At 71.7% G+C, this 25852-nt stretch carries 21 protein-coding genes; 9 read left to right on the top strand and 12 right to left on the bottom strand.

From position 1 onward, the window contains the following. Nucleotides 1-28 precede the first annotated feature (28 nt). Both cydB and FLX08_RS33180 read right to left on the bottom strand, forming a co-directional pair. The gene (cydB, locus tag FLX08_RS33185) at nt 29-940 is read right to left on the bottom strand and encodes a cytochrome d ubiquinol oxidase subunit II (RefSeq protein WP_142624212.1); all 912 of its coding nucleotides are present in this window, start codon (nt 938-940) and stop codon (nt 29-31) included. An 11-nt stretch (nt 941-951) separates the two neighbouring features. Then, entirely contained in the window at nt 952-2421 is a 1470-nt protein-coding gene (locus tag FLX08_RS33180; RefSeq protein WP_142624211.1) for a cytochrome ubiquinol oxidase subunit I, read from the bottom strand. 505 nt (nt 2422-2926) lie between these two features. Between FLX08_RS33180 and FLX08_RS33175 the strand changes: the two genes are divergently transcribed. Further along, complete coding sequence (locus tag FLX08_RS33175; RefSeq protein ID WP_142624210.1) at nt 2927-3619, top strand: SRPBCC family protein; 693 nt, start codon at nt 2927-2929, stop codon at nt 3617-3619. A 101-nt stretch (nt 3620-3720) separates the two neighbouring features. On the opposite strand, the gene FLX08_RS33170 is transcribed toward FLX08_RS33175, so the two are convergent. After that, nucleotides 3721-4899: an FAD-dependent oxidoreductase gene (locus FLX08_RS33170; RefSeq protein ID WP_142624209.1), complete on the bottom strand. Its 1179-nt coding sequence runs from the start codon at nt 4897-4899 to the stop codon at nt 3721-3723. Nucleotides 4900-5037: 138 nt separating this feature from the next. Continuing rightward, entirely contained in the window at nt 5038-5685 is a 648-nt protein-coding gene (locus tag FLX08_RS33165; protein ID WP_142624208.1) for a PadR family transcriptional regulator, read from the bottom strand. A 124-nt stretch (nt 5686-5809) separates the two neighbouring features. Between FLX08_RS33165 and FLX08_RS33160 the strand changes: the two genes are divergently transcribed. The 7 genes from FLX08_RS33160 to FLX08_RS33135 all read left to right on the top strand — a co-directional run bounded on the left by FLX08_RS33160 (nt 5810) and on the right by FLX08_RS33135 (nt 14564). Next, nucleotides 5810-6472 (top strand): DsbA family oxidoreductase, encoded by a 663-nt coding sequence (locus FLX08_RS33160; RefSeq protein WP_142624207.1) that lies wholly within the window; start codon nt 5810-5812, stop codon nt 6470-6472. Between the two features lie 95 nt (nt 6473-6567). Continuing rightward, on the top strand, nt 6568-8613 hold the full coding sequence (locus tag FLX08_RS33155; protein WP_142624206.1) for a hydantoinase/oxoprolinase family protein: 2046 nt from the start codon (nt 6568-6570) through the stop codon (nt 8611-8613). Beyond that, the gene (locus tag FLX08_RS33150; RefSeq protein ID WP_142624205.1) at nt 8603-10435 is read left to right on the top strand and encodes a hydantoinase B/oxoprolinase family protein; all 1833 of its coding nucleotides are present in this window, start codon (nt 8603-8605) and stop codon (nt 10433-10435) included. The genes FLX08_RS33155 and FLX08_RS33150 overlap by 11 nt, the downstream gene beginning before the upstream one ends. Before the next feature lie 426 nt (nt 10436-10861). After that, complete coding sequence (locus FLX08_RS33145) at nt 10862-11434, top strand: DUF4760 domain-containing protein (protein ID WP_142624204.1); 573 nt, start codon at nt 10862-10864, stop codon at nt 11432-11434. A gap of 154 nt (nt 11435-11588) precedes the next feature. Next, nucleotides 11589-11744, top strand: coding sequence for a hypothetical protein (locus FLX08_RS40955; RefSeq protein ID WP_167530667.1), 156 nt, complete (start codon nt 11589-11591; stop codon nt 11742-11744). 139 nt (nt 11745-11883) lie between these two features. Further along, entirely contained in the window at nt 11884-13065 is a 1182-nt protein-coding gene (locus tag FLX08_RS33140; protein WP_142624203.1) for a CaiB/BaiF CoA transferase family protein, read from the top strand. Beyond that, nucleotides 13062-14564 (top strand): carboxyl transferase domain-containing protein, encoded by a 1503-nt coding sequence (locus tag FLX08_RS33135; protein ID WP_142624202.1) that lies wholly within the window; start codon nt 13062-13064, stop codon nt 14562-14564. Before FLX08_RS33140 ends, FLX08_RS33135 begins: the two co-directional genes overlap by 4 nt. Nucleotides 14565-14617: 53 nt before the next feature. On the opposite strand, the gene FLX08_RS33130 is transcribed toward FLX08_RS33135, so the two are convergent. The 6 genes from FLX08_RS33130 to FLX08_RS33105 are packed head-to-tail and all read right to left on the bottom strand — an operon-like array spanning nt 14618 to nt 19518. Then, on the bottom strand, nt 14618-15064 hold the full coding sequence (locus FLX08_RS33130; RefSeq protein ID WP_142624201.1) for a hypothetical protein: 447 nt from the start codon (nt 15062-15064) through the stop codon (nt 14618-14620). Continuing rightward, nucleotides 15061-15519, bottom strand: a complete 459-nt coding sequence (locus tag FLX08_RS33125) for a hypothetical protein (RefSeq protein ID WP_244313086.1) — start codon at nt 15517-15519, stop codon at nt 15061-15063. The genes FLX08_RS33130 and FLX08_RS33125 overlap by 4 nt, the downstream gene beginning before the upstream one ends. Before the next feature lie 10 nt (nt 15520-15529). Next, nucleotides 15530-16258 (bottom strand): carbon-nitrogen hydrolase family protein, encoded by a 729-nt coding sequence (locus tag FLX08_RS33120; protein WP_244313085.1) that lies wholly within the window; start codon nt 16256-16258, stop codon nt 15530-15532. Continuing rightward, nucleotides 16251-17294, bottom strand: a complete 1044-nt coding sequence (locus FLX08_RS33115; RefSeq protein ID WP_142624199.1) for a DUF418 domain-containing protein — start codon at nt 17292-17294, stop codon at nt 16251-16253. The genes FLX08_RS33120 and FLX08_RS33115 overlap by 8 nt, the downstream gene beginning before the upstream one ends. A gap of 48 nt (nt 17295-17342) precedes the next feature. Beyond that, nucleotides 17343-17828: a hypothetical protein gene (locus FLX08_RS33110; RefSeq protein ID WP_341874367.1), complete on the bottom strand. Its 486-nt coding sequence runs from the start codon at nt 17826-17828 to the stop codon at nt 17343-17345. A 4-nt stretch (nt 17829-17832) separates the two neighbouring features. Beyond that, entirely contained in the window at nt 17833-19518 is a 1686-nt protein-coding gene (locus FLX08_RS33105) for a RyR domain-containing protein (RefSeq protein WP_142624198.1), read from the bottom strand. A 184-nt stretch (nt 19519-19702) separates the two neighbouring features. Between FLX08_RS33105 and FLX08_RS33100 the strand changes: the two genes are divergently transcribed. Then, nucleotides 19703-20587 carry an alpha/beta fold hydrolase gene (locus tag FLX08_RS33100; protein WP_142624197.1) on the top strand — a complete coding sequence of 295 codons (885 nt, stop codon included), beginning with the start codon at nt 19703-19705 and terminating at the stop codon, nt 20585-20587. 18 nt (nt 20588-20605) lie between these two features. Here FLX08_RS33100 and fxsT read toward each other — a convergent pair whose 3' ends face one another. Continuing rightward, entirely contained in the window at nt 20606-24535 is a 3930-nt protein-coding gene (fxsT, locus tag FLX08_RS33095; protein WP_142624196.1) for an FxSxx-COOH system tetratricopeptide repeat protein, read from the bottom strand. After that, complete coding sequence (locus FLX08_RS33090) at nt 24535-25845, bottom strand: TIR-like protein FxsC (protein ID WP_142624195.1); 1311 nt, start codon at nt 25843-25845, stop codon at nt 24535-24537. Before FLX08_RS33090 ends, fxsT begins: the two co-directional genes overlap by 1 nt. Nucleotides 25846-25852: the final 7 nt, after the last annotated feature.

The following is a 25852-nucleotide window of genomic DNA, read 5'->3' as shown; positions in this document are numbered from 1 at the left end:
CGAATCTACCCTTTCTGCCCTTCATGAGTCAGGACACTTCGGCGGTGAGGCGCTTGCGGAAGACCCAGTAGGTCCAGGCCTGGTAGGCGATGACGCCCGGCAGGGCGAGCAGGCCGATCCAGGTGAGGACGGTCAGCGTGTACGGCGCCGACGCCGCCTCGGCCAGCGTGAGCCCGGGCAGGGGAGCGGACCACAGCACGCCGAAGACAGTGGCGGTCGTGGCGGCGATCGCCGTCGCGGTCGCGACGAAGGCCGAGCCCTCCCGGCGGCCCCACACCAGCGTCACCCCGGCCGCCAGCGCCGCGGCGGCGAGCAGGGCGGTGCCCAGCGTCCACACCGGCCCCATGCCGGGCACGGACGGCAGCACGGCGAGCGCGACCGGCAGCGCGCCGACGGCCGCGAGCAGCGCGGCGCGCCGGGCGCGGGCGCGGACTCCGCCGGTCGTCTTGAGCGCCACGAACACCGCGCCGTGCAGCACGGCCACCGACAGCGACAGGGCCCCGCCCAGCACGGTCGCCAGCGCCGTGCCGAACAGCAGGTTGCCGAAGATCGCGCCCCACAGGAACGCCGGCAGCACGCTGCCGGTGACGATCCCGGCGTCGCACAGCGCGACCTCGCGCCGGGAGTGGACCTTGCCCCGCCACTCGAGGCCCACCCCGCGGAGGATCAGGCCGGCGATGACGAGGAAGACCGGCAGGTAGAAGCTGCTGAGCAGGCCCGAATACCAGGCGGGGAAGGCGGCGAACATCGCCCCGATCGCGGTGATCAGCCACACCTCGTTGCCGTCCCAGACCGGCCCGATGGTGCCGAGCACCTGCCTGCGGTCGGACTCCGACCGCGACAGCAGCGGCAGCAGCGCCCCCACGCCGAAGTCGAACCCCTCCAGGACGAAGTATCCCGTCCAGAGGAACGCGATCACGATGAACCAGAAGGTCGTCATCTCGTGTCTCCTCAGTACATGAGCGTCGGCGTGAGCCGCGCCTCGTCGGGCCGGGCGGGAGCGGGGCCGGCGGGCGCGGTCTCGACCGGCGGCAGCTCCGGGCCCGCCTTGACGTGCCGCACCAGCAGCACGCCCTCGGCCAGCGCCAGCACGCCGTACAGGACCGTGAAGACCGTCAGGGTGATCGCGACCTCGCCGAGCGAGACGCCCGGCGACACGCTCGCGGCCGTCATGAGCTCGCCCTGGACGGTCCACGGCTGACGGCCGATCTCGCTGAGCAGCCAGCCCGAGATGATCGCGACGATGGGCAGCGGGAGCGCCAGAACGCACAGGCGGGCGAACCAGCCGGGCACCGGCTTCGCCGTTCCGCCGCGCTGCCGCCGCGGCCGCCGGGTCAGCCACAGGCCGAGCACGGACAGGCCGGCCGTGGCCATGCCGAAGACGATCATCACGCGGAACGACCAGAAGACGACCGGCAGGTTCGGGATGTAGTCGGCCGGTCCGAAGGCCTTCGCATACCGCGCCTGGATGTCGTCGACGCCCTGGACCGTCGCGCCGGGGTCGTGCGCGGAGAGCAGGCTGAGCAGGCCGGGCACCTCGACGCCGGGCACGATCGAGAACGGCGCCCCGGCGGTGTCGTGGCGCAGGCCCTCCGCCGCGGCGAGCTTCATCGGCTGCTGCTCGTGCAGCAACTGGCCGGACAGGTCGCCGGTGCCGGCGACGACCGCCCCCGCGATCGCCGTCATGACGAGCGCGGCGCGCAGGCTGGTGCGCCACATGTCCGGGAGGCGGCGCATCGGCACGGTCGCGTCCTGGACGGCCGGGGCGTTCCGGCGGCCGGGCAGCACGCGGAGGCCGCGCTCGCGCAGGATGCGGTAGCCCGCGACGGCGATGACGAACCCGCCCGCCACGACGAACGAACCGGCGACGACGTGCGGCACCTGGGCGAGGGCCGTCGAGTTGGTCAGCACCGCCCACAGGTCGGTCATCCTGGCCCTGCCGTCCACGACCTCGTAGCCGACCGGGTGCTTCATCCAGGCGTTGGCCGCGAGGATGAAGTACGCCGACAGGTTGGAGCCGATGACGGCGGCCCACAGGCAGGCGAGATGGACCCGCTTGGGCAGCCGGTCCCAGCCGAAGATCCACAGGCCGAGGAACGTCGACTCGAGGAAGAACGCGAGCAGCGCCTCCAGCGCCAGCGGCGCGCCGAACACGTCGCCGACGAAGGTCGAGTATTCGCTCCAGTTCATGCCGAACTGGAACTCCTGGACGATGCCGGTGACCACGCCCATGGCGAAGTTGATCAGAAAGAGCTTGCCGAAGAACTTCGTGAGCCTGAGGTAGTGCTCCTTGCCCGTCCGCAGCCAGGCGGTCTGGAGCCCGGCGACGTAGACGCCCAGGCCGATCGTCAGAGGTACGAAGAGAAAGTGGTAAACGGTGGTCACCCCGAACTGCCACCGTGCCAGGTCAAGCGCGTCCATGTCTCCCTCACGCCAAGCTCTACAGCTTGTAGTTCTATCTTCAGTAGTACTACAAGCTGTAGAGCAATGGGGTTCCGCAGTGTGCGATCTTCGTCACAGCCGGGCGGAGCGCCGCCCGGGCCCCGTTCGCGGTGCCGTGTCCCCGTTGCCTGCAGTGCCGACCATGGCGGCCGGATCGTCCCGGCCGCCAGGGACGACGGTCCCGAACCGCCGGGAGCGCCTCCTGGGGAGGCACGGGATCAAGGATGGGCGAACGAGGACAAGTGCCGCGTCCGTCGCGCGGGTGATTCCCCCGTACGCCGCGCGGTTGACCATGCGGAGGCCCGGTGGACGGGCGTACGCGTCTCGGGGGCTTCACCCCGGTGGCGGGCCGGACAACGGCCGATAGCCGGCCGCGCCGCCGGGCATGTGAACTCTGCACGAGCACGACGCCGTGCCGGGGCAGATCTTGCCGTTCTCGCCGAACCGGTGATTCTCTAGGGTGCTCGGCATCGGAGGTGGGCTCATGAAGGTCTCAGGCAGCGCGCTGGTCGCGGCGGAGCGCAAGCGGGTCTGGGACGCCCTCCAGGACCCCGGCGTCCTGGTTCGGACGATCCCCGGTTGCGAGCGCCTGGAGACGATCGGCGAGAACGTGTACGCGATGACGGTGACGGCGGGGGTCGCCTCGATCAAGGGCGTCTACCAGGGCGAGGTGGCGCTGCGCGACCAGGAGGAGCCCGGCCGGTTCACGCTCGGCGCGCGCGGCCAGGGCGCGCCCGGCACGGTCGAGGCGACCGTGGCCGTACGGCTCAGCGACGCCGAGGGCGGCACCCGGGTCGACTACGACGCCGACGCCGTCGTCGGCGGCATGATCGGCGGTGTGGGGCAGCGGATGCTCGCCTCGGTCGCCAAGAAGACCGCGGGGGAGTTCTTCTCCGCCGTCGAGCGGCACCTGCTGTCGGTCCCCGCCGTGTCCGCGGGCACTGCCGTCGTCGCGGCGGGGCCGGTGGCGGTGGCCGGCGACGAGCGTGCGGCGGTGACGGCGGCGGTGACCGGGGAGGCCGCGCCCCGGGTGTTCACGCGGGAGGCCGCCCCGGCGGCGCGTCGCCACGGCGTGCCGGCCTGGACGATGCTCGCGGCGTTCGGCGCCGGTGCCGGGGTGGCGCTCGGGAGCGCCGTCATCGGCTGGCTCCTCGGCCGCCAGGGCCGCCGCCGGTAGGCCGAACGATCGGGTCGTGGGTCACGGCGCCTTCCGGCGACCCCCACGGACGGGCCGGTCGCGCCGAGGCGGAACCGGCCCGTCGTCGTCTCGTTGCCTGCCTAGGAGACGGCGGCGACCGGTGCGTCCCAGTCGATGCGGTAGCGCTGCTCCGGGCCCACGGTCCTGTCCGGATTCATGACCGTCTTCAGCATCAGCGGCATGAGAAGCGGAATCAGCTTCTGCATGACCCGGCCCGGTGTCTTGGCATGGATGATCTTGGCGGTGCGCGCCGCCACCTTCTCCACCCGGCCGCGGCGGAGCCGCTCGTACGCGGCGAACGCCTGCGGCACGTCCTCGATGTCCCGCAGGCAGCGGGCGAGCTGGACGCCGCTCTCGATCGCGAGCGACGCGCCCTGGCCGGAGCTGTTCGACGGCGCGTGGGCGGCGTCGCCGACCAGGACCATCCGGTCGCGGTGCCAGCGCGGCACGCTGGGCATGATGTAGAGCGCCCCCGTCACCAGCATCGACGCCACGGGGGTGTGCCGGATGAGGTCACCGCCGGGCACGTCGTCGCCGTACGTCTCCCGCAGGGTGCGCATCCACTCCTCGCGCGGCACCTCGCGGGCCTGGGCGAGGGAGAGGGGCCGGTGGTAGGGCAGGTTGACGCCCCAGGTGGTGCCGCCTGCGGCGTTGCGCCAGTAGAGGTAGTAGCCGCGCCTGCCGAAGGCGAAGACCGTCGTCTCCGGATCCTCGGGCACCTCGTATGGCGACACGCCCTCCAGGCTGAGCATCCCGGTCCACTTCGGGCCGGGCGCGGCCGGGTCGATGAGCCGGCGGACGGTGGAGTGGACGCCGTCGGCGCCGACCAGGACGTCGAACCCGGCCCGGCTGCCGTCGGCGAAGATCGCCGTGGTGCCCTCGACTCCGGTGAGCCTTCTGCCGTACTCGACGGTGATGCCCTGCTTCACGACCTCGTCGCGGAGCGCCCGGTAGATGTCGGCGCGCCGCACCATGTGCAGCGGTCCGACCTCCGCCAGGCTGGGCAGCTCCAGGCGCGTGCGGTTGGCGAGCGTCATGACCGAGCGCGTGGTGGGCTGCGCGGCCGCACGCACCGCGTCGGCCACACCGACGATCTCCAGCGCGGCCAGGCCGTTGGGGGCGAGGCCGAGCGATCCGCCGGCTTCGTCGGCGCCGGTCGGATAGGCCTCGTAGACGGTGACGTCCATGCCCGCCCTGCGTAGCGCCAGCGCGGTGACCGGACCGGCGATGCCACCGCCGATGATCGCGACGTGCTTCATTTCTCCTCCTGTGGTTTGACGTGCACGCCGAACCGCCAGGGGAGGAGACCCGTTATCCTCGGTTCGTCGCATCTTCGGGCCACCACATGCCGGTTCGAAGGTCTGCCTGGTGGCGGTGTTGCAGCACCGCCACCAGGACTAAATGTCGGTGATCTTGTCTTCCGCGAGCTCCTTCATCTCGGCCGACAGCCCTCCGTCGTCGTGGAAGGCCCGCCACTCCGCCAGGCCGGGGAACGTGCCGGAGGTCAGCTCGCCGAGCAGGGCCGCGATCCAGCCCTCTTCCGCCTTGAGCATCGCGAGGTCGTACTCCGTCTCGATGAGGAACAGACGCGGCACCTGCGGGCTGTCACGGTCGCGGAGCTCCTCCAGCTCGGCGATCCCCCTCCTGATCGCCGCGAGCCGGTCGGTGAGCAGCCCGGCCACGTCGTCCGGGTGGAGCACGGACATGACCGACAGCCCGGCGCGGAACCACGGGAACTCCGTGTGGGGGACGCCGAGCAGTTCCCGGGTCCAGTCGACCAGCTCCTCCCGGCCCGCCTCGGTGATCCGGTAGACGGTCCGCTCCGGGCGGCGCCCCTGGCGGCTGCTCTCCAGTTCCTCGATCAGCCCGTGCTTGGCCATGTTTCCGACGACCGTGTAGAGGGATCCCCACTTGATCCCCATGTCGTGCTCTTTGTTCCAGCCGCGCAGGGCCGCCGCCATCTCGTACGGATGCATCGGCCGGTGGGCGAGCGCGGAGAGGACCGCCAACGCCAGCAGGTTCGACACCTTGCGCCGCTTCGCCATCGACGATCACCCTCTTGCTTGTTTACTCGTACGCGAATATACGGCTGCGAGTAGGCGGCCGCAAGGCCTGGCGATTCCCCGCCGGCGGGGAATCGGCTGTCGGAGGCGCTGGTTGGGACATGTCGTGAAAGTCGAGATCTTCTCCGATGTCGTGTGTCCCTGGTGCTATATCGGTCACCACCGTCTCCGTCAGGCCGTACGCCTCTATGAGGGGCCCGTCGAGGTCGCCCATCGCCCGTTCCAGCTCGACCCGGACGGGGTCTCCAGCGGTGAGCCGCTGCTGGGCGCGCTGCAGCGCAAGTTCGGCGGCGCGGCCCAGGTGGCGCAGATGACCGGTCACGTCGCGGGCGTGGCGGCGGAGGACGGGCTGGAGCTCCGCTTCGACCGGGCGATCGCCGCCAACACCTTCGAGGCGCACCGGCTGATCGGGCTGGCCGGCCGCGCGGGGCGCGACGCGGACATGTCCGACCGGCTCTTCCGGGCGCACTTCACCGACGGCCTCGACGTCGGCGACCCCGCCACGCTGGCCGCCCTCGCCGCCGAGGTGGGGGTCGAGGACACGGGCGAGGGGGCCGGCGAGGTGCGCGCGGACCTGGCCCGCGCCCGCGAGCTCGGCGTCCGCGCCGTCCCGCTGTTCCTGTTCGAGGAGAAGTTCGCCGTCTCGGGCGCGCAGCCCGTCGAGACGCTCGTGGCCGCCCTGCGGGAGGTCGAGGAGCGTACGGCGCAGGAGAGGGCCGCACGCGTGCCGGGCGGCGAGGACTGCGACGACGGCGCCTGCGCGGTGTGAGCCCGCCGGTCCGGGCAGGGTCTGACGACAGGACGGCGATTCTTCGGCAGAGTGCGCCGGTTCTTCCGATCGGCGGCGATCGGTAAACACGGAGCATGTCCAGCGTGCGCATCGGGGTCGACACAGGCGGCACCTTCACCGACGTCGTGCTCGTCGACGAGGAGTCCGGCCGGATCGTCACGACCAAGACTCCCTCGACTCCTGCCAACCCGGCCGACGGGTTCATGGCAGGCGTTCACAAGGTGCTCGAGGCTCACGCGGGGTTCCGCGCCCTCGACGCCGTGTCCGCACTCGTCCACGGCACCACCGTCGCCACCAACCAGTTGCTGGAGGACCGCCCGGACGGCACGTCGCACCTGGGCTTCGTCACCACGGAGGGCTTCGAGTTCGTCCTGGAGATCGCCCGGCAGAGCGTGCCGGACGGATACGGCAACTCCTACTTCTGGGTCAAGCCGCCGCGGATCGTGCCCGTCCACCGGGTGCGGACCGTCGGGGGGCGGCTCGACCACCTCGGCCGTGAGGTGCGGCCGTTCGACGAGGAGCAGGCCGCGGACGTCGCGCGGTGGTTCCGGGAGCGGGGGGTCACCGCGGTCGGGGTGTGCTTCCTGCACTCCTACGCCAACCCCGAGCACGAACGGCGGATGCGCGCGGTGCTGGAGCGCGAGCACCCCGAGGCGGTCGTGTCGCTGTCGAGCGACGTGCTGCGGGAATACCGGGAGTACGAGCGGTCGGTGACCACGCTGGTGGACGCGGCGGTCAAGCCGATCATGCGGCGATACATCGACAACCTGTCGGAGCGGCTGGGCCGGCCGTTCTCGGTGATGAAGAGCAACGGCGGCGTGCTGTCGGCGGCCGAGGTCGTGCATCAGCCGATCACGACCGTGCTGTCCGGCCCGGCGGCGGGGGCCCTCGGCGCGGCGCTGATCGCGAGCACCGCGGGGCACCCGGGCGTCATCACCCTCGACGGCGGCGGCACCTCGACCGACGTGGCCGTCGTGGTGGACGGGGAACCGTCGCTGACGACCGAGGGCAGCATCGGCCGCTACCCGTGCAAGATCCCGATGATCGACATCGTCACGGTCGGGGCGGGCGGCGGGTCCATCGCCTGGACGTCCCCCGAGGGCACGCTGAAGGTCGGCCCGAGATCGGCGGGCGCGGACCCGGGGCCGATCTGCTACGGCAGGGGCGGCACCGAGGTGACGGTGACCGACGCGCACGTCTTCCTCGGCCGGGTGCCCCCGCACCTGCTCGGCGGCGAGATCCCCCTCGACGTCGCCGCCGCCCGGGCGGGAGTCGAAGAGCTGGCGGGCCGTCTGGGGCTGACCCCGGAGCGCTGCGCCACCGGGATCCTGGAGATCAGCGCGTTCAACCAGTCCAACGCGATCAGGCAGATCACCGTGCAGCGCGGCCTCGACGTGCGGGACTTCCCGATGGTCGCCTTCGGCGGCTCCGGGCCGCTGCTGGCCTGCCGGCTCATCGACATCCTCGGGCTGCGGGCCGCGATCGTCCCGCCCGACCCCGGGAACGTGTCCGCGTTCGGCCTGCTCACCGTGGACGTGAAGAACGACTACGTCCGCACGTACGTCGCCCGCGATCCCTCACCCGAGGTGGTCGCCGGGATCCTCGCCGGCCTGGAGGCCGAGGCCGCCGCCGCCCTCGACCGGGAGGGATTCGCCGGGCACGTGTACGCGCGCAGCGCCGACCTGCGCTACTACGGCCAGGCGTACGAGGTGCGGGTGCCCGCCCCCGACGGCCCCGTCGACGCGGCATGGCTCGCCGTGGTCGCCGAGCGGTTCCACGCCGAGCACGAGAGGCTCTACGGGTACGGCTATCGCGACGACCCCCGCCACGCCGTCGAGTGGGTCAACCTCCGGGTGTCGGGCATCGGCCCGATCACCCGGCCGAAGATCGCGCACAGGCCTCTCCAGGAGGACGAGCCGAGCCCGGTCGCGACCCGCGACGTGTTCTTCGAGCAGTGGGCCAGGACCGTGATCTACCGGCGGGCCGACCTCGGCGCGGGCGCGGTGGTGCGCGGCCCGGCCGTGATCGAGGAGTACGGATCGACCCTGCCGGTGCATCCCGGCTTCACGGCGACCATGGACGACTACGGCAACCTCGTGGTGGTGAGCGATGACCGGTAGGACCGCCGACCCCGTGCTCGTGGAGATCGTGGAGGGCACGCTCGCCTCGGTGGAGCAGGAGGTGGAGACGGCGATCGCGCGTACGGCGAGGTCGCCGATGATCCGGGACGCCCACGACTTCCGCGCGGGCATCCACGACGTGCGGCTGCGCAAGCTGACCGGGCGTTCCTACTCGGCGCTGGTGCAGCCGGTCGTCCGCGACTTCCCGATCGAGACGATGCGGCCGGGCGACGTGTTCTTCCACAACGACGTCTACCTGTCGGAGGGCGGCATCGGCCACCTGCCCGACCTGTGCGTGACGGTGCCGGTCTTCCATGGCGGCGAGGTCGTGGCGTTCGTGCAGGCGTTCGGCCACCACGACGACATCGGCGGCGCCGTGCCGGGATCGATGCCGTCGCACGCGCGCAGCGCGTTCGAGGAGGGCCTGATGGTCCCGCCGATCAAGCTGTGGGACCAGGGCGTGCCCAACCGCGCCGCGCTCACCATCATGACGCGCAACTCCCGGATGCCCGACTCCCTGGCCGGGGACCTCGACGCGGAGTGCTCGGCCTGCCTCATGGGCGCCCGGCGGCTCGGCGAGCTGTTCGACCGGTACGGCCGGGAGGCGGTCGAGGCGTGCTTCGACGCCATCATCGGCAAGACGACCGAGACGTTCCGCCGCGAGCTGCTCGCGAAGATCCCCGAAGGCGTGCACGTCTGGGAGGACTACGCCGAGCACGACGGCGTGGACGAGCCGCGCCTGCACGCCCAGCGCATCACGCTCACCGTCGACCACGCGGCGGACACCCCGCTGACCATCGACTTCACCGGCACCTCGCCGCAGGCCAAGGGGCCGATCAACCACGCCGGCGACTACGCCGACGGCGTCTTCCTGAAGAAGTGGCTGGCGCCGATCCTGCGCAACCTCGCCGACACGCCCGAACGGATGGCCGAGCTCGACGTCAACGAGGGCGTCGTGCCGCTGATCAAGATGGTCTTCCCGGAGAAGGGCACCCTGCTGACGCCGATCTTCCCCGCGCCCACCAACGCCCGTACGTTCGTGATCCTGCGCCTGCTCGGCGTGCTGGCGGGCGTGCTGGCCAAGGCGACCGGCGGCCGCATGCCCGCCGACCAGGAGACCATCCGCTACACCGGCGTGTACGGCGAGTCGGACGACGGGCCCTACCTCATGCGCGAGGTGCTCGGCGGCGGCTCGGGCGGGCGCTGGTACGCCGACGGGGAGGACACCATCCACGTGGTGCCCGACAGCCGCAACATCCCGGTGGAGTTCGCCGAGGCACGCTGGCCGTTCCGGGTGGAGCGGCTGGGGCTGGCCGTGGACAGCGGCGGGCCGGGGGAGTTCCGCGGCGGCCTGGGCTACGACAAGCACATCCGCATGCTGCGCGACGCCTCCTTCATGTCGATCGCCGACCGCTCGATCCTGTCGTGCTGGGGCGTCAACGGCGGCCGGGCGGGCCGTCGCTTCCAGGTCACCGTGGACGGGGTGGAGATGGAGGGCCTGGTCGACGACTTCCCCGTACGCGCCGGGCAGGTCATCCGCATCCGCACCACCGGTGGAGGCGGCTGGGGCTCGCCGTACGACCGGCCCGTGGAGAAGGTGGCCGCCGACGTCCGCGACGGGAAGGTGTCGTTCGAGGGCGCGCGGGAGGACTACGGCGTCGTGCTGACCGGCGACCGCGACGACGTCGTCGTCGACGTGGAGGCGACCGAGCGACTGCGGGAACGCCTGCGCGAGACCCGCCCCGCCGCCTTCTTCGACCGCGGCCCCGGTTATCCCAAGCTCTCCGGCGGCCTCCCCCACGCGGAGGTGGACACCCTCTGACATGCCGCCGGAGCGGCGCCGATGAGCCGGTGGTGGCGCCGCTCGTCAGCAGTCCGTGCAGCAGCATGTGGCTGGGTGTGGCGTTGGGCACGATCTGCTCCGTCCCGGCGACCAGCACGCGGTCGTGCGTGCGGGGCGGCCGTGCCTCGGCCAGGTGACGAAGCGGGCGCTCGGATACGACGTCTTTCCGACCTTGAGCGCGGCTCTGCCCTTGCCGCGGCAGCGGAACGATCACTCGCGCAAAAGGCGGACCACCCGGCGCTCTATAGCGGAACATCGCCAAGGCGGGTTCTGAGTCAGATGACCCAGGATGTTTTGCATGCGTGCACAGAAACTGAGCAAGCCGTATACGAGAACACCTGCCTTGGGTGATGGGGCTGGCTGGTGCATTCCCGGAACGACGAAAGCGGCCTGTAGATTCGGCTCGTGGACGCGACTACCGCATTGAACGTCGCCGCGCTGGCGATCTCCCTCACGGCGCTCGTCATCTCCGTACTCCTGACTCTCCGGCAGATCCGCCTGGCCAGTGGTGGAAATCACCTGCCGGTGGTGCTTGAGGCCTTCAACCACTCGCGGAGCGCGACGTGGTTCAAGGCGCAGGAATATGTGCTGACCACGCTGGCCCGTGAATACCAAGCCGAAAGAGGCTGGCGCGGTCTGCCCGAGCAGGCACGTTCCTATGCGAACACCATCGGGCTGTTCTACGACGACCTGGGAAAACTCGTGGCGCACGGGATGATCGACCAGAGCTTGGTCATCGGCTCCTACGGTACGAACATCGTGCGCCTGTGGGACGCCCTGGCTCCGTATGCGTACACCGAGCGGCGCAAGCACGGACTGCACTTCTGGATCTACTTTGAGGACCTCGCGGCACGGACGGCCTCCACACCTCCTGCGAGCGTGTACGCCGACCTGCGCCTGCGATCGCGGCCTCCGCGACAGAAACCCGGCGCGGTCGGACCGGCCAGTGACCTCGGGGCTGAGCCGGAACGACGGTGACAGGCCCGGCGCCCGCGATTCGACCGGTCCGAACGCGCTGCATGCCGGTGAAGCTGGGCGACACCGGCCCCATGCCCGGACCGCCACCGGTGATTGGCGGCGGTGCCGGTGGGTAGCCGTTCAGTAACGGCACAAACGGGATGGTGAGTTACAGATGGCATCTATCGTCCAGCGCATCAGGGAATACCTGCAGACCCCCAAGGGGCGCGAGAACGTCGAGAAGGCCAAGACCATGGCGCGTGATCCGCAGAACCGGCAGCGGGTGCGCCGGCTGATGGACCAGTGGCGCGGCCATCGCACTCACCACTGACAGGGAACGCCCGGCAGCTCCGTGCCGCCCGGGGCGCCGGGAGGCACGGCCGGGGGCTGTCTTCGGGCGGGGCGATTTGGCAGTCTTGCCGGTGGAGACCGAAGGACGTTCTCCTTAGCAACCCCCGTGGAGGCTGGCCGTGCAGGGACCTCTCAGCGGCATCGTCGTCCTCGATCTGTCCCGGGCCCTCGCCGGGCCGCACTGCACGCAGATGCTCGGCGATCTGGGCGCTCATGTGGTCAAGGTGGAGCACCCGGCGGGCGACGAGTCGCGCGAATGGGGCCCCTTCGTCGGCCCGGACCATGCCATATCCACCTACTTCCTCGCGGCCAACCGCAACAAGCGGTCGATCACTGTGGACATGAAGTCCGAGGAGGGCCGCGCCCTGATCGAGCGGCTCGTACGGCAGAGCGACGTGCTGGTGGAGAACTTCCGCACGGGTGTGCTCGACCGCCTCGGGTTCCCCGTCGAGCGCCTCCACGCCCTCAACCCCCGGCTGGTGATCCTGTCCATCACCGGCTTCGGCCACGACGGTCCCGAGGGCGGCCGGCCCGGCTACGACCAGATCGCCCAGGGGGAGGCCGGGCTGATGTCGCTGACCGGGCCCTCGTCCGACGAGCCCTACCGGGTCGGCACCTCGATCGCCGACCTGCTCGCGGGCATCCACGGCGCGTACGGGGTGGTCGCGGCCCTGTACGAGCGCGAGCGCACCGGCCGCGGGAGGGTCGTCAGGACGTCCCTGCTGGCGTCGATCGTGGGTGTGCACTCCTATCACGGCACCGCCTGGACCGTCGCCGGCACGGTGCCGAGGGCCGGCGGCAACCACCACGCCTCCATCGCCCCGTACGGCGCCTTCCACTGTGCGGACGGCATGATCCAGATCGCGGTGGCCAACGACGGGCAGTGGCGCAAGGTCGCCCAGCTACTGGACATAGATCCCGAAATGCCGAAATATGCGACAAACAGGGATAGGTTCGCGCATCGGGAAGAGCTGATCGCCGAGATGGAGAAGGCGCTGGCGGCGCACGACCGCGAGCACTGGCTCGCGGCGCTGCGCGAGGTCGGCGTGCCCTCGGGCGCGATCCGGTCGATCGACGAGGTGTACGCCTGGGACCAGGTCCGGTCGCAGGGCCTGGTCGTCACCGTCGATCATCCCGTGCTCGGCCCGATCGAGCTCCCCGGCCCGCCGCTACGCTTCGACCGTGACGATCAAGCAGGAACCCCGGCGGCCGGCGAGGGACATGCGGCGCCTCCCGCCCTGGGCCAGGACAACGACGCCGTGCTCGACTGGCTGGCCGGACGGGAGCGGCGTTCGCCATGAGCACGGCTGACGCGGCCAGGCCGGACGCGCGGACGCTGATCGCGCGGGTGCTCGACGCGCACTCGTGGAAGTCGTGGGACGAGCCCCCGCGCGACCGGGCCGAGCCCGGCTCGGAGTACGCCGCCGAACTCGCCCACGCCCGGGCCAGGACGGGGTACGACGAGTCGGTCGTCACCGGAGAGGGCACGCTCGACGGACGCCGGGTGGCCGTCGTCGCCTGCGAGTTCTCCTTCCTGGGGGGCTCCATCGGGATGGCGGCGGCCGAGCGGCTCGTCCGGGCCGTCGAGAGGGCCACTGCCGAGCGCCTGCCGCTGCTCGCCGCCCCCGCCAGCGGCGGCATCCGCATGCAGGAGGGCGCGCCGGCCTTCGCCCAGATGGTGAAGATCACCGCGGCGGTCGCCGCGCACCGCGCCGCCGGCCTGCCGTACGTCGTCTATCTGCGCCATCCCACGACGGGCGGGGTGCTCGCCTCGTGGGGATCGCTCGGGCATGTGACGGCCGCGGAGCCGGGCGCGCTCATCGGCTTCCTCGGGCCGCGGGTGTTCGAGTCGCTGCACGGCTATCCGTTTCCCAAAGGGGTCCAGGTCGCGGAGAACCTCTACGCCCACGGGCTGGTCGACGCCGTCGTCTCGGCCGAGGACGCGCGGGAGATCGCCATCCGGGTGCTGGCCGTGCTCTGCGCCCCGCGCGAAGGGCTGGAGCCCGGCCGGGAACCCGAAGAGCCGGCCGAACCCGTACCCGCGTGGGAGGCCATCACCCGCTCGCGCCGCGACGACCGCCCCGGCGTGCGCGAGCTGCTCAAATACGGCGCACGCGACGTGACCCCGCTGCACGGCACCGGCACGGGGGAGCGCGACCCCGGCCTGCTGCTGGCGCTGGCCAGGTTCGGCGCCGCGCCCGCCGTCGTCCTCGGTCAGGACCGGCGCCGGCAGCGGACGGGCAGCACGCTCGGCCCGGCCGGGCTGCGGGTGGCCAGACGCGGCATGCGCCTGGCCGGCGAACTGGGCCTGCCGCTGGTCACGGTCGTCGACACCGGCGGGGCGGAGCTGTCGAAGGCGGCCGAGGAGAGCGGCCTGGCCGCCGAGATCGCCCGCTGCCTGGCCGACCTCGTCATGCTCGACGCGCCGACCGTGTGCCTGCTGCTGGGGGAGGGCGCGGGCGGCGCCGCGCTGGCCCTGCTCCCGGCCGACCGGGTCGTCAGCGCGCAGCACGCCTGGCTGTCCCCGCTCCCGCCGGAGGGCGCCTCGGCCCTGATGTACCGGACCGTCGATTTCGCCCCGGAGATCGCCGCCGCCCAGGGCGTACGCGCCGCCGACCTGCGACGGGACGGCATCGTGGACCGGATCGTGCCGGAACGGCCCGATGCGGCGTACGAGCCGGAGGAGTTCTGCCGCAGGGTCGGCCGCACGCTCGAACACGAGATCGCGGGCCTGCTCGACCGCCCGGCGGAGGAGCGGACGGCGGCCCGCTTCGCCCGCTATCGGTCGCTCGGCTCCTGAACCGGCCGTCTGAACCGGCCGTCTGAACCGGCCGTCTCAGAGGCGCGGGGCCGTCACGGGCCCTCGTGACCGTCCGGCCGGTCAGTGGTGAGCGGCACCGGGACGCGCTCCACCCGGATCGCGTGGACCTCGTCGCGGGGCACGACCACCTCGTAGGCGCCGTGGTCCACGAGCCAGTAGCCGAGCGCCTCGGCCTTCAGGCCGTTGTGGCCGGTGTAGGCGATGTGCAGGCCGCCCTCCCCACCGTCGCCGCCATCGTCCTCGTCCAGCACGAGGCACGGCTCGCCGCCGAACGCCCCGACCGTGCGCAGCAGGGTCAGCCGCTCCAGCGTGGCACGGCTCACCCGCAGTCGCCAGTAGCCGCCCGCGGCGGTGAACCCCTCCTGCGGCGTCTCGCTGAACAGCACGACGTCGTCCCCGCCGGGCCCGACCGCGGCGGCGTAGTCCCGGTCGCGGTAGCGGGCGACGAATCCCAGGCCGACCGGCTCGATCTCGCTCATCGCGCCGGCCGCCAGGTCAGGCCGTCGTACCCGGCGAACGGACGCTCCCCTGCCGCGCCGAGGTGGACGATCTCCGCGCCCGCGGGGACCGGCATGGGCATCGTGTGGAACTGCGGCACCACCTGCTCGCGCGAGGCGGTGAAGCCGTTCCCGGTGAAGGGTGGTGCATCGCTCCAATCACCGCCCATGTGCGGGCCGTACGGGACGACATAGGTGTCGATGTCCCGCGCGTCCCAGCGCATGATGTACAGCTCGGGCACGTCCGGCGTCAGCTCCGATCCGTCGAAACTCAGGTCGAGGGCCTCGACGAGCGCGGCCGGAGTGGTCAGGCGGTCGCAGTCCTGCACCCGGTACACGTAGCCGGAGATGATCGTGCGACGGCCCGACAGGTACGGCACGAGCAGCCGCGGCGGAACCACCTTCTGCATCCGCGTCCTGCGTCCCGGCTCGCTCATGGGGCCAAGTTTACGATCTGCCGACTCCGAGCCGGCGGTGTTCGAGCGAGGGGAGGGTGGCGCGCGCGGTCTCGGTCCACGCCGTGTCGATCTCCACGATCAGCACGCCGGGGCCCGTGCCCAGGTCATGCCGGGCGACGCCCATCGGATCGACGAGCATGCTGCGGCCCACACCGAACCCGTCCGGTATGGCGGGATTGGGGGCTTGACCGACCGCGATGGTCCAGGTGGTGTTCTCGATGGCCCTGGCCCTCACCAGAGTCGTCCAGTGGTCCTCCTTCAGCGGGCCCGAGCCCCAGGCGGCGATCACGGCGAACGTGTCCGCGCCCCGGTCGACCAGCGCGCGGGCCAGCTCGGGGAAGCGGACGTCGTAACAGGTGATCAGGCCGATCCTGAGCCCGGCCAGCTCCACCACCTCCGGCACGTCCCCCGGCGCGACCAGCTTCGACTCCTTCGCCCCGAAGGAGTCGAACAGGTGGATCTTCCGGTAGGCGGCGGCGAGCGAGCCGTCCTCCCGCAGGGCGACGGCCGTGTTCCACACCCTGCCGTCCGCGGCGGGCTCGAAGACTCCGGCGATGACGGCCGTGCCGTGCTCGCGCGCGGCCTCGGCGAGGCCGGTGACGAACGGGCCGTCCAGCGGCTGGGCCGTCTCGAGGATTCCCGGGCCGAACCGGGAGAGCGTCGCCTCGGGGAACACGGCGAGGTCCGCCCCCCGCGCCCGTGCTAGGGCGTCACGCACGGTCGAGAGGTTGGTCTCCGGGTCGTGGTCGACGGGAATCTGGCACAGCGCTACGCGGGTCACGGATCACAGTCTGCCCGGTCGCCGCCGTGCCCCACCAGATGCCCCGGGAGGTGCCCCACCACGTGAGCGTGCGCCACACCCACTCCAGCGGGCCGTACCGATGCCGGGCGAGCCACCACCTGCAGAAGACCGCCTGCACGGCGACGGTGACGACGGCGAGCACCACGACGGCGGCCCCCGTGCGGTCGGCCTCCAGAAGCGGCATCGCCAGCACGATCACCGTCGTGCCCGTCACGTAGTTGGTCAGCGTCATCCGGCCCAGCGCCTCGAACACCGCCGTACGACGGGCGACGAGCAGGAACGCCGTCGCGTACGCCGCCGCGCCGCACAGCGCCGCCGCCTGGTAGACCCCGCCGCCGGGCGGCGCGTGGTTCCACCACCAGGTCAGCCCGGCCGCGAGCAGGGCCGCCGTCCCGCACGCGGCGCCGAGGAGCGGCCCGCTGCCCAGGCCGTCGGCCCCGCCGAGGCGCCCGGCGCCCCTCCTCGCCTCCCCCTCGGGCGCGGCGGCCAGGCCGAGCAGGAACAGCGCGGTGATCAGCACGTACGGATGGGGGTCGAGCACGGAGGCGACCAGGACGCCGCAGCCCACCAGCAGCACGGCCGCCCGGGGCAGCAGGCTCGCCGGAAGCAGCACGACCACCCCGAGCAGCGCGTACGGCAGCAGCACCTCGCCGGGATCGATCAGCATGTGCCCCGCGCCCAGGGCCGCGAGCACGGCCAGGCGCCGCAGCATGACGACGCGCGGGCGCCGCGTGCGCAGCCGGGCCGAGCGCAGGAACAGCGCGAAGGACAACCCGAACAGGAACGCGAACATCGGATAGAAGCGGCTCTGGAACAGGTTGCCCATCACCCAGTCGAGCGAGGTCGGCCCGTGCCGCACCCTCTGCTGCCAGGCGTTGACCAGCATGATCCCGCACACCGCGAACCCGCGCAGCGCGTCGACCCGCCGGATCCTGTCCGCCGCCACGTTCACCCCGACCGTCCCTTTCGTGCCCGTCCCTTTTCGTGCCCGTCTCTTTCGTCAGTCCCTGCGGGAGCCGGGCGGCCAGAGCACCAGCACCCGCATCTCCTGCTCGCGGGCGTGCGCGACCACGTCGGCCGTGCCGCCGTACCCGCGCGCCGGCAGCCCGTCCCAGACGGCGAGCAACTCGTCCGCCCGCTCCAGCATGAAGACCGAGGCGGCCATGTACGCCACCGGCTCCGGCCGTTCGAACGGCATCCTGTGCACGTGCCGCGCGAGTGACAGCAGGTCGTCGTATCCCGCCCGGGCCGCACGGGGCAGGCTCTCCCGATACCCGGCGGCGGGCACGATCACGTCCAGTTCGCCGCCGGCGCGCAGCACCTCGCGGGCGAAGAGCTGGTCCGCCCCCTCGGCCAGGCACGACAGTCCCACCAGCGGCCGGTGCCGGCCGGCGAGAACGGCCCGAAGGGCGTGGCTGACCCGGACCGCCGTGTCCCTGGGCAGGCCCCGATGGCCGGTGAACGCGATCGTGGGCACCCCGCTCACTCGCTCAGCCGACCCGTACGATCTGGAAACCGGCGGTGGCGAGGATGCGCGGCAGGTTCCGCACGGTGTCGCGGTCCTTCTCTCGCGCCGCGTCCGAGATGTTGTCCCAGCTGTCCAGGTCGGGGTGCCTCCTGCTCTCGTCGTCGCGGACCGGGCCGCGGGTCCATCCGTCGGCGACCAGGTCCCGCAGCCACCGTTCGTGTTCCATCATCGCAAGCTGCTCGATCTCGTAGTCCTTGAAGGCGAAGTGCAGCTCCGGCTCCACACGGGGAGCGAGGGCGCAGCGGATGCTCGTCAGCTTGCGGCCGATGTCCTCGGCCTGCCGCCGGTTGGCCGCCCGCAGATGGGACGGCAGGCTCTCCCACGGCACCAGCGACGGGTTGGTCGCACGCACGTGGCGCCGCGCCGTGTTCTCCGCGAGGTAGCTCTCGTGGATCGCCCGGGCGAGCGTCTCCACCAGGTCCTCCCCGATGAGCCGCGGGTCGCCGGCCTCCTCGTTGACCGCGAAGACGCGCAGGGCGCCGGACAGCCCCTCCAGCAGGTGGACGTCCTCGAAGGCCCGGCTGAAGGTGCCGGCCTCCTCGACCCGCACCACGAGCGACCCCGGCCCGCAGTTCCACAGGCGCAGCGAGGTGAGCGCGGTCTTGAGCGCGAGGTCCTGGTCGCGATGGCACACGAACACCCGCTGCGGCGGCTCGGACGGCAGCAGCTCTCCCAGCGGCAGGTCGCCGGGCGGCGCCTCGTGCGTGGTCAGCGCGCACGTCTCGGCCACGAACTCGAATCTGCGGCACACGGCCTCGACGGTCCGGGTCGCGCCGGCGTCGATGATCGTCACGGGCAGCGGGTACGGCGCGAGGGTCAGCCGCCGCCTGCGTGCCATCTCGACCAGCAGGCTGCGGCCGAAGGCGTCGAGCCCGATGACGACGACAGGCTGCTCGTTCACTATCGGGTGCCGGTCGAGGAGCACCCGGGCGGCGAGCTCGTCCAGGTTGAAGAAGTCGAGACGCAGCCGGGGCCTGCCGGGAAGGCTCAGCCGGCGAGCCCGCAGAGCGGCGCACAGGTCGGGATCGGAGATCAGCGCGTACGCCGACAGCGGCCGCCTGCCGTGGGCTCTGGCCACGCCGTGCGCCGCCAGTGCGATCGCCGTGTTGGCCGAGCTGTCCGGCTCACAGGCGTACAGGACGGAGGCCCGCTGGATCCCGGCGGCTCGGAGGGTCGCGGGGCTGCGCGCGTCGCCCCTGACGTAGAGCACCCGGCGATCACCGGTGGTGGCCACCGGAGCCGAGCCGATCATCACGATCCGCGTGCTCGTCGCGCGCAGCCGTTCCACCAGGGCCAGGGCCGGCGATCCCGTGCCGCACACGACCACGTGCTCCTTCGACCTGCGCGCCCGCAACCGCCGCAGTTCGGCGGCGAACAGCAGGCGGGCTCCGTCGACGAGGGTGTAGATCGTCACGCCGGGCGCCGCGAAACGGGCGAACTCCAGCAGGGCCGGCAGCGGTTTCGGCTCGTCGAGCGGCGCGGAGTCGAATACGAACAGTTGCAGGTCCCAGTAGAGAAGGTCGAGGGGAGCCGACGGCAGATTCAGCGTTTTCGCATAGGTCTGAAGGCCGATATATCCGGTCACCAGTGCGGCCACCGCCAGGCCCGCGAATACCGCACGCACCACGTAGCTCGCGGGAAAGGCCATAAATACTCGTCCTTCGCTGGGCGGCACGTGCCTTTTATCGAAAATAACCCGCCAAAAGGGAGCGCTCCAGGGCCCGTCCGGGAAAGGTGTTGCCGTTCCGAGGCCGCCGGGCCCTTTCGCGTTACACCGGTTCGGAGGATCCTGGGCGTGAGATCCTTCGACGATCGACACGGAGGGCCCGGCGTTGACGGACGGGGTGTGGTCGGCGGATCGCGAGCGGCGCCTCGCGGTCGCGCAACGGGGAAAGATCCACGGAGGCAGACCGGTGTTCCTGCACCACGGGACGCCCGGCAGCCGGATCGGCCCGCTTCCACGTGAAGGACTGCTCTATCGGCTCGGCGTGCGGCTCATCACCTACGACCGCCCGGGGTACGGCGACTCCGACCGGCACGAGGGCCGCAGCGTGGGGGACGTCGCCGCGGACGTTGCCGCCATCGCCGACCACCTCGGGCTGGACCGCTTCGCGGTCGTGGGCCGCTCCGGCGGCGGGCCGCACGCGCTCGCCTGCGCCGCCCTGATCCCCCACCGGGTGACCCGGGCCGCCGTGCTCGTCGGGCTCGCGCCGCCGGAGGCGGAGGGCCTCGACTGGTTCGACGGCATGGCCGAGGGCAACGTCGCGGAGTACATGACCGCCATGCAGGGACGGGCTCGGCTCGCGGCGCGGCTCGGCCCGACCGCCGCCGAGATCCGCGAGGACCCCGTACGGCTCGTCAACGCCCTCTACGACGAGCTGCCCGAGCCGGACAGGAGCGTGATCGCGGACGCCGGCATCCGGACCATGCTGGTGCAGAACTACGCGGAGGCCGTGCGCAACTCCGCGTACGGCTGGATCGACGACGCCATGGCCTTCTGCTCGCCATGGGGGTTCGACCCCGCCGACATCAGGGTCCCCACTCTCCTGTGGCACGGCGAGGACGACGTGTTCTCACCGGTCAGCCACTCCCGCTGGCTGGCCGGGCGGATACCGACCGCCACGGTGCGGATCCAGCGGGGCGCGGCGCACTTCCACGCCCTGCACGTGCTGCCCGACCTGCTGGGCTGGCTCGCCAGGGACGAACGGGCGGCCTGACCGGACCGGCCGGCCCGGTCACCAGGGGAGCGGCTCCAGCTCGCGGTCGACGCGCCGCCAGTCCAGCACCGCCGCGATGACCGGGTGCGCCTCCCCGAGGATCCGGCGGAGCCGGCCGAGTAGCGGCTCGCGCAGCACCCGTGCCTCGTCGGTTCGCCTGACGTCGCGGAGGGTGACGGCCAGGTCGGCCTCGCAGATCAGCGTGGTGGGGTGATGGGGGCCGAGCACCGCGCGCAGCCGGTCGAGCGTGTCCCGCTGCAGCTTCTCGGCCTCGGCGTAGTCCTGCAGGTCTCCGAGCGTGTTGGCCACGTTGACCCCGCAGGCGAGCGAGAAGGGGTGGTCGGGCCCGACCTTGCGCCGCAGCGTCGCGAGGGTCCGGGTGCCCAGCGTCCGGCTCTCGGCGAGCTCCCCCAGGTGCCGCAGATAGATCGTGAGGTTGTTGGCCGCGATCAGGGTGTACGGGTTGTCCGCGCCCAGCTTGCTTTCGTAGCTGGCCCTGACCTCGGAGGCGAGGTCGTACGCCCGCCGCCTGTCGCCGGACGCGGCGAGGTCGCAGGCGAGACTCAGCTTGCAGGCGACGGTGTCGGGCGACTCGGGACCGAAGCGCTGGAGACACCGCTCGTAGGTCGTCTCGGTGAGCCGCCGCGCCTCGGCGAGCGCGCCGGTCTCCCGCAGCGACACGGCGAGGCTGCGCGCCGTGTTCAACGTGTCGGGGAGCTCGGGGCCGGACACCTCGCCGTAGCTGTTCAGCGTCTCGCGCAGCAGGTCGGCCGACTTCGCGTACTCCCCGGCCTCCCGGATGTCCAGAGCCAGGTTCGTCTCGGACAGGAGCGTGAAGGGGTGCGCGGGACCGAGCACCTCACGGCGCTTGTCCGCGGTCTCCTGGTCGAGCCGGCGCGCGGCGCCGATGTCACCGACGTGCCGCAGGGCGACGGCCAGGTTGTTGGCCGCCGCGAGGACGCGCGGGTGGTCGTCGAAGAACAGCTCCTTGGTGCGCGCGTAGGTCTCCTGCTCCATGCGCAGCGACTCGCTCAGCTCGCCGAGCGCGCGCAGGTCGGCCGCGAGGCTCCCCGCGGTCTGCAGCGTGTGGGGATGCGGGTCGGGCAGGACCCGGCGCTGGTCGTCGAGGATCGCCCGGTTGAGATCGCACGCCTCGATGTACCTGCCCTGGGAGCGCAGCACGTTTCCCATGTGGAACCGCAGGTAGAGCGTCTGCCGGTCGTAGTCGCCGAGCTTCCTGATCCACAGCTCCTCCAGGCGGCGGCCGAGGCTCAGCGCCCGGTCGAACTCGCCGCGCCGATACAGGTAGCGCACGCGGTCGATCAGCAGCTGCCGGGTCTGCTCCTCGTCGCACTCCTCCGCGTTGGACGGGGCGAGGTGCGGCCAGATCTCGTCGTAGCGCGGCCAGTTGCCGGGGTCGTCGGTGTCGCCCTCACGCGGGCGGGCGCCCAGGAGGATGCGGTGCACCTCGTGGACGGTGCGCTCGCGCTCGTCGTCGTCCATCTGGTCGCGCAGCACGGCCTGCACCAGCCGGTGCACCTGCACCGAGTTGTTGCGCTGGTCGACCTTGGCGAGGGCGAACCTGTTCAGCTCGCGCACCAGCCGCCCGATCATGATCTTCTCGCGCAGCGAGTCGTCGTACGGGACCAGGCAGCGCACGGTCTCGTCGCCGTACAGCATGGACAGCGACACCGGTTCCGCGGCGAAGAAGGCCAGCAGCTGGAGCAGCCGGACCGCCGCGGGCGACTTCTCCCTCAGGCGCTGGAACGACACGTTCCAGGTGGCGGCGACCGGCGTCGGATAGGTCGTCGGGGAGTCTCCGAGCGCGAGCGTCCGCACGGGCTGCTTCGCGAGCTTGTCGACGTACTCGTCCACGCTCATGCCGGTCTCCTGCAGCCACGCCCCGGCCTGTTCGATGGCGAGCGGCAGGTCGCCGAGCGCGGCCGCCACGCGGTCGGCGTCCTCGTCGCCGAGATCGGCCACCCGGCGCCGCAGGTGCTCCAGGCTCTCCTCCCGGGTGAAGACGTCGATCTCCAGTGGCTTGGCGATCTGCGACCAGGTCTGGCTGCGCGACGTGATCAGCACGTGGCCGGAGCCGCCGGGCAGGTAGGTCTGCACGTCGTCCGCGCTGTTGGCGTTGTCGAAGATGAGCAGCCAGCGGGCGTACGGCTCGCCCCGCCGTAACGCGTCCTTGGCCGCCAGCGCCGCCTCCGCCAGGTTGTCGCCGATCCTGATGCCCAGCCGCTCGGCCAGATCGGCCATCGCGCCGTTCAGTAGTTCCGGCTGCTCGGCCGACACCCACCACACGACGTCGTAGTCGCTCATGAAACGGTGGGCGTACTCGATGGCCAGCTGCGTCTTGCCCACGCCGCCGAGCCCGAACAAGGCCTGGGTGCGGCCCTCCTGCACCTGGGTCACCACGGCCTGGCTGCCGCCGACCAACTGGTCACGCAGCCGCTCCAGCACCTCGCCCCGGCCGGTGAAGGCGGCGTTCCTCGTCGGCAGGTTCAGGATGGCGGGCTGGATGCCGGGATACCGCGGCGTCCCTCCTTGCCCCACAGCCTCGGTGCCCGCCGGGCGGTCGAGGGCGCGCAGCAGCGCGGCGGCCGCGTGCTGCTCGTCCAGCCGGAACAGGTCCAGCGCGGGCGGGTCGGCGTACGTCTGCGGGATCCGGACGTCCGACACGCGGGCGGGAAGGAGGTGAGCAGACAGCATGGCGGGCCCTTCGGCGGCGTGCCAGGTGTCCCGGGCCTGCCGCGAGCGCAGGTAGGCGGGGGACAGCAGCGCGACCGTGCGGCCCGCCGCCTCCGGCGTCCGCGCCTGCCCGCTCTCGTCCTCCTCGCGTGCGCCTCCCTGCGTACGGACCCGCATGCCGGCCTGGGTCAGCACGGCGGCGATCCACTCCGCCCACAACCGGTCCTCGGGGACGTAGCTCAGGCTGACGTCGTTCGACAGCGACGGGCGGCGCCGGACGAACAGCTCGCGGTGACTCAGCCGCAGGTCCTCGTCCAACGGGGGCAGGGACGAGACCCGGCCTCCGGTGATGACGCCCGTGAGCCGCTCGTAGGCGGCCAGCAGCGAGCCGGGCGAGCCGGGCGTGTCACCGAAGGTCGCCAGGGTCTCCTCGTACGCGTAGAACGGCTTGTAGGGGATCTCGACGGCGCCCCAGTAACTTGCGGCCTGGTCCTGGCCGACGCCGCTGGGGAACCCCTCGAACTGGCTGCGGGCGAAGGCCCGGCCCGCGTCGAGCTTCTCCTTCTCCGCGTCGTCCACGCGCATGGGGACCGGCAGGATTCTGATGCGGCGGTCGGGGAACCGCTCGGCGATCTCCGACGCGACCCGCGCGGCCCCCTCGATGCTCTGGTCGCTGAGCGTGAAGCAGGTCACCACGGTGTCGGGGAAGTGGACGGTGCAGATGTCGGCGATGTCGCTCAGGCCGGTGCGGCTGTCGATGAGCACGTAGTCGTAGCCGCGCCGCATGTCCACCCGCAGCGCGTCGAGGAACTGCCCTCCGCCCAGCCGCTCGTAGAAGTTGTCCCAGTCGAACGTGGACACCAGCGAGGAGTAGTCGCGGTTCTGCCGTCCGGCGGGCAGGAAGTCGAGGGACCCGCCGTCGGGGAAGTGGGGCCACTCGACCGACAGGACGTGCCGCCCCACGTCGGCATAGCGCGTGTGCCAGTCGGCGGGACGCGGCTCGGGGCGGGTCGCCGCCCAGGCGAACTCCTTGATCAGGTCGATCACGCCGGTCGTGCCGCTGATCATCTCTCCGTCGAGGAAGGGCCGGAAGAACTTGTGCAGGCCGGGAGACTCCAGGTCCCAGTCCACGACCAGCACGCGGTGGCCGTTGGAGGCGAGGATCCAGGCCGTGTTGGCCAGCGCCATCGTCCTTCCCGTCCCTCCCTTGTAGGAGTAGAAGGTGACGATGTGGCCGTCCTGGGACTCGGTCATTAACTCCCCTTCCGTCCTGGCGCGTCATCGGGCGCGGGCCCCCTGGATGCGGGGTTGCCGGATGCGGGGGCGTCCGGTGTGAGCGGCCACAGGCGTGGGCGGCCGCTGCCGGGCACCTGCGGCGGAAACGCCCGTCCGTGCCGCAGGTAGGAGTTGCCCGCGGCCTCCACCACCGGCCGCAGCGCCATCTCGAAGCCGGTCACGGTGGAGGTGTCGCTCATCGCCCGCCGTGCGGCCGGCCGGCCCTGCGCCAGCTTCGCGGGCAGCAGAGCGCGCAGGGCGGCGCGTAACTCCGCCGCGTTCTGGCCGGTCTGGGAGTCGGTGCCGCTCCACGGCACGACCACGCCCACCCACGGCTTGTCGGCCCGGTCGAACGCCTCGAGTAACGGGCGCAGCCGCGGGTCGAGGGCCGTCCACACGTCCAGCAGCACGATCCCCGGGCAACTCGGCGCCCCCGTGCCCAGCAGCTCGTCCTGATGGTGGTCGAAGGTCCCGATGTCGGGTTCGAACCCCAGGTGGCGCACGATGCCGGCGGCGATCTGCGCCACCGGGCGGAGGTCCTCGGGGTGGTAGGGGCTCCAGTCGCACGGAGAGGACCCGTAGAACCGGGAGTCCCGCACCGCCGTACGCGTGGCCGTCGTGTGGGCGAGGACGGCTATCAGGAAACGGCGTTCCTCGTCGCGGTTGAAGGCGCTCTTCATGCTGCCGTAGTCGCACGGCGTGATCGGGGGGAGCCGCACTCCCTCGGCCACCTCGATGATGCGCTGGGCCAGCGCGTCCACGGCGGATTTGTAATGGTCGCGGTATCTCCTGATCTTCATCAAGCCGTAGAGGCCTCGTTCGAGATAGTGCGTCCCAAGGTCCGGATGGGTGAATTGAATGGATTTGACCATATCTGGGAGTTCGAAGTCCGGAACCGGAACCCAGAACGCGGGGACGATCACTTCGGGAATGTCCCGTCGTCCGTCGAGATGCAACCGCCTGCGCAGGTCGAAGGCGGCCCATTCCTTTCCGCACTGTTCGCTCTGGAAGTAGCGGCGCGAGTAGAGAGGGACGAAGACCCGGCAGGTGGCCAGCTCCTTGGCCAGGCGCTTGTCCCACTCGACGCCCGGGCGGATGTCCATGTCCATGAAGCCCGGGGGAACGCCCGCGGGCAGCGACGTGTGCTGCAGTATCTCGCGGCACAGCTCTTTGTAGAGCTTTTCCACGGGAAGGTTGGGGTTCTCGTCATCCGGATGAGTGCGAGGCGTGCGCGCGTAACTGAGGAAGAAATAGGGGAGATGGCCTCCAGTACCCGAGGTACCAGCCACCTATACC

This window comes from Microbispora hainanensis, from assembly GCF_006874475.1.
Classification (GTDB): domain Bacteria; phylum Actinomycetota; class Actinomycetes; order Streptosporangiales; family Streptosporangiaceae; genus Microbispora; species Microbispora hainanensis.
This window is presented reverse-complemented; position numbering and strand designations above follow the sequence as displayed.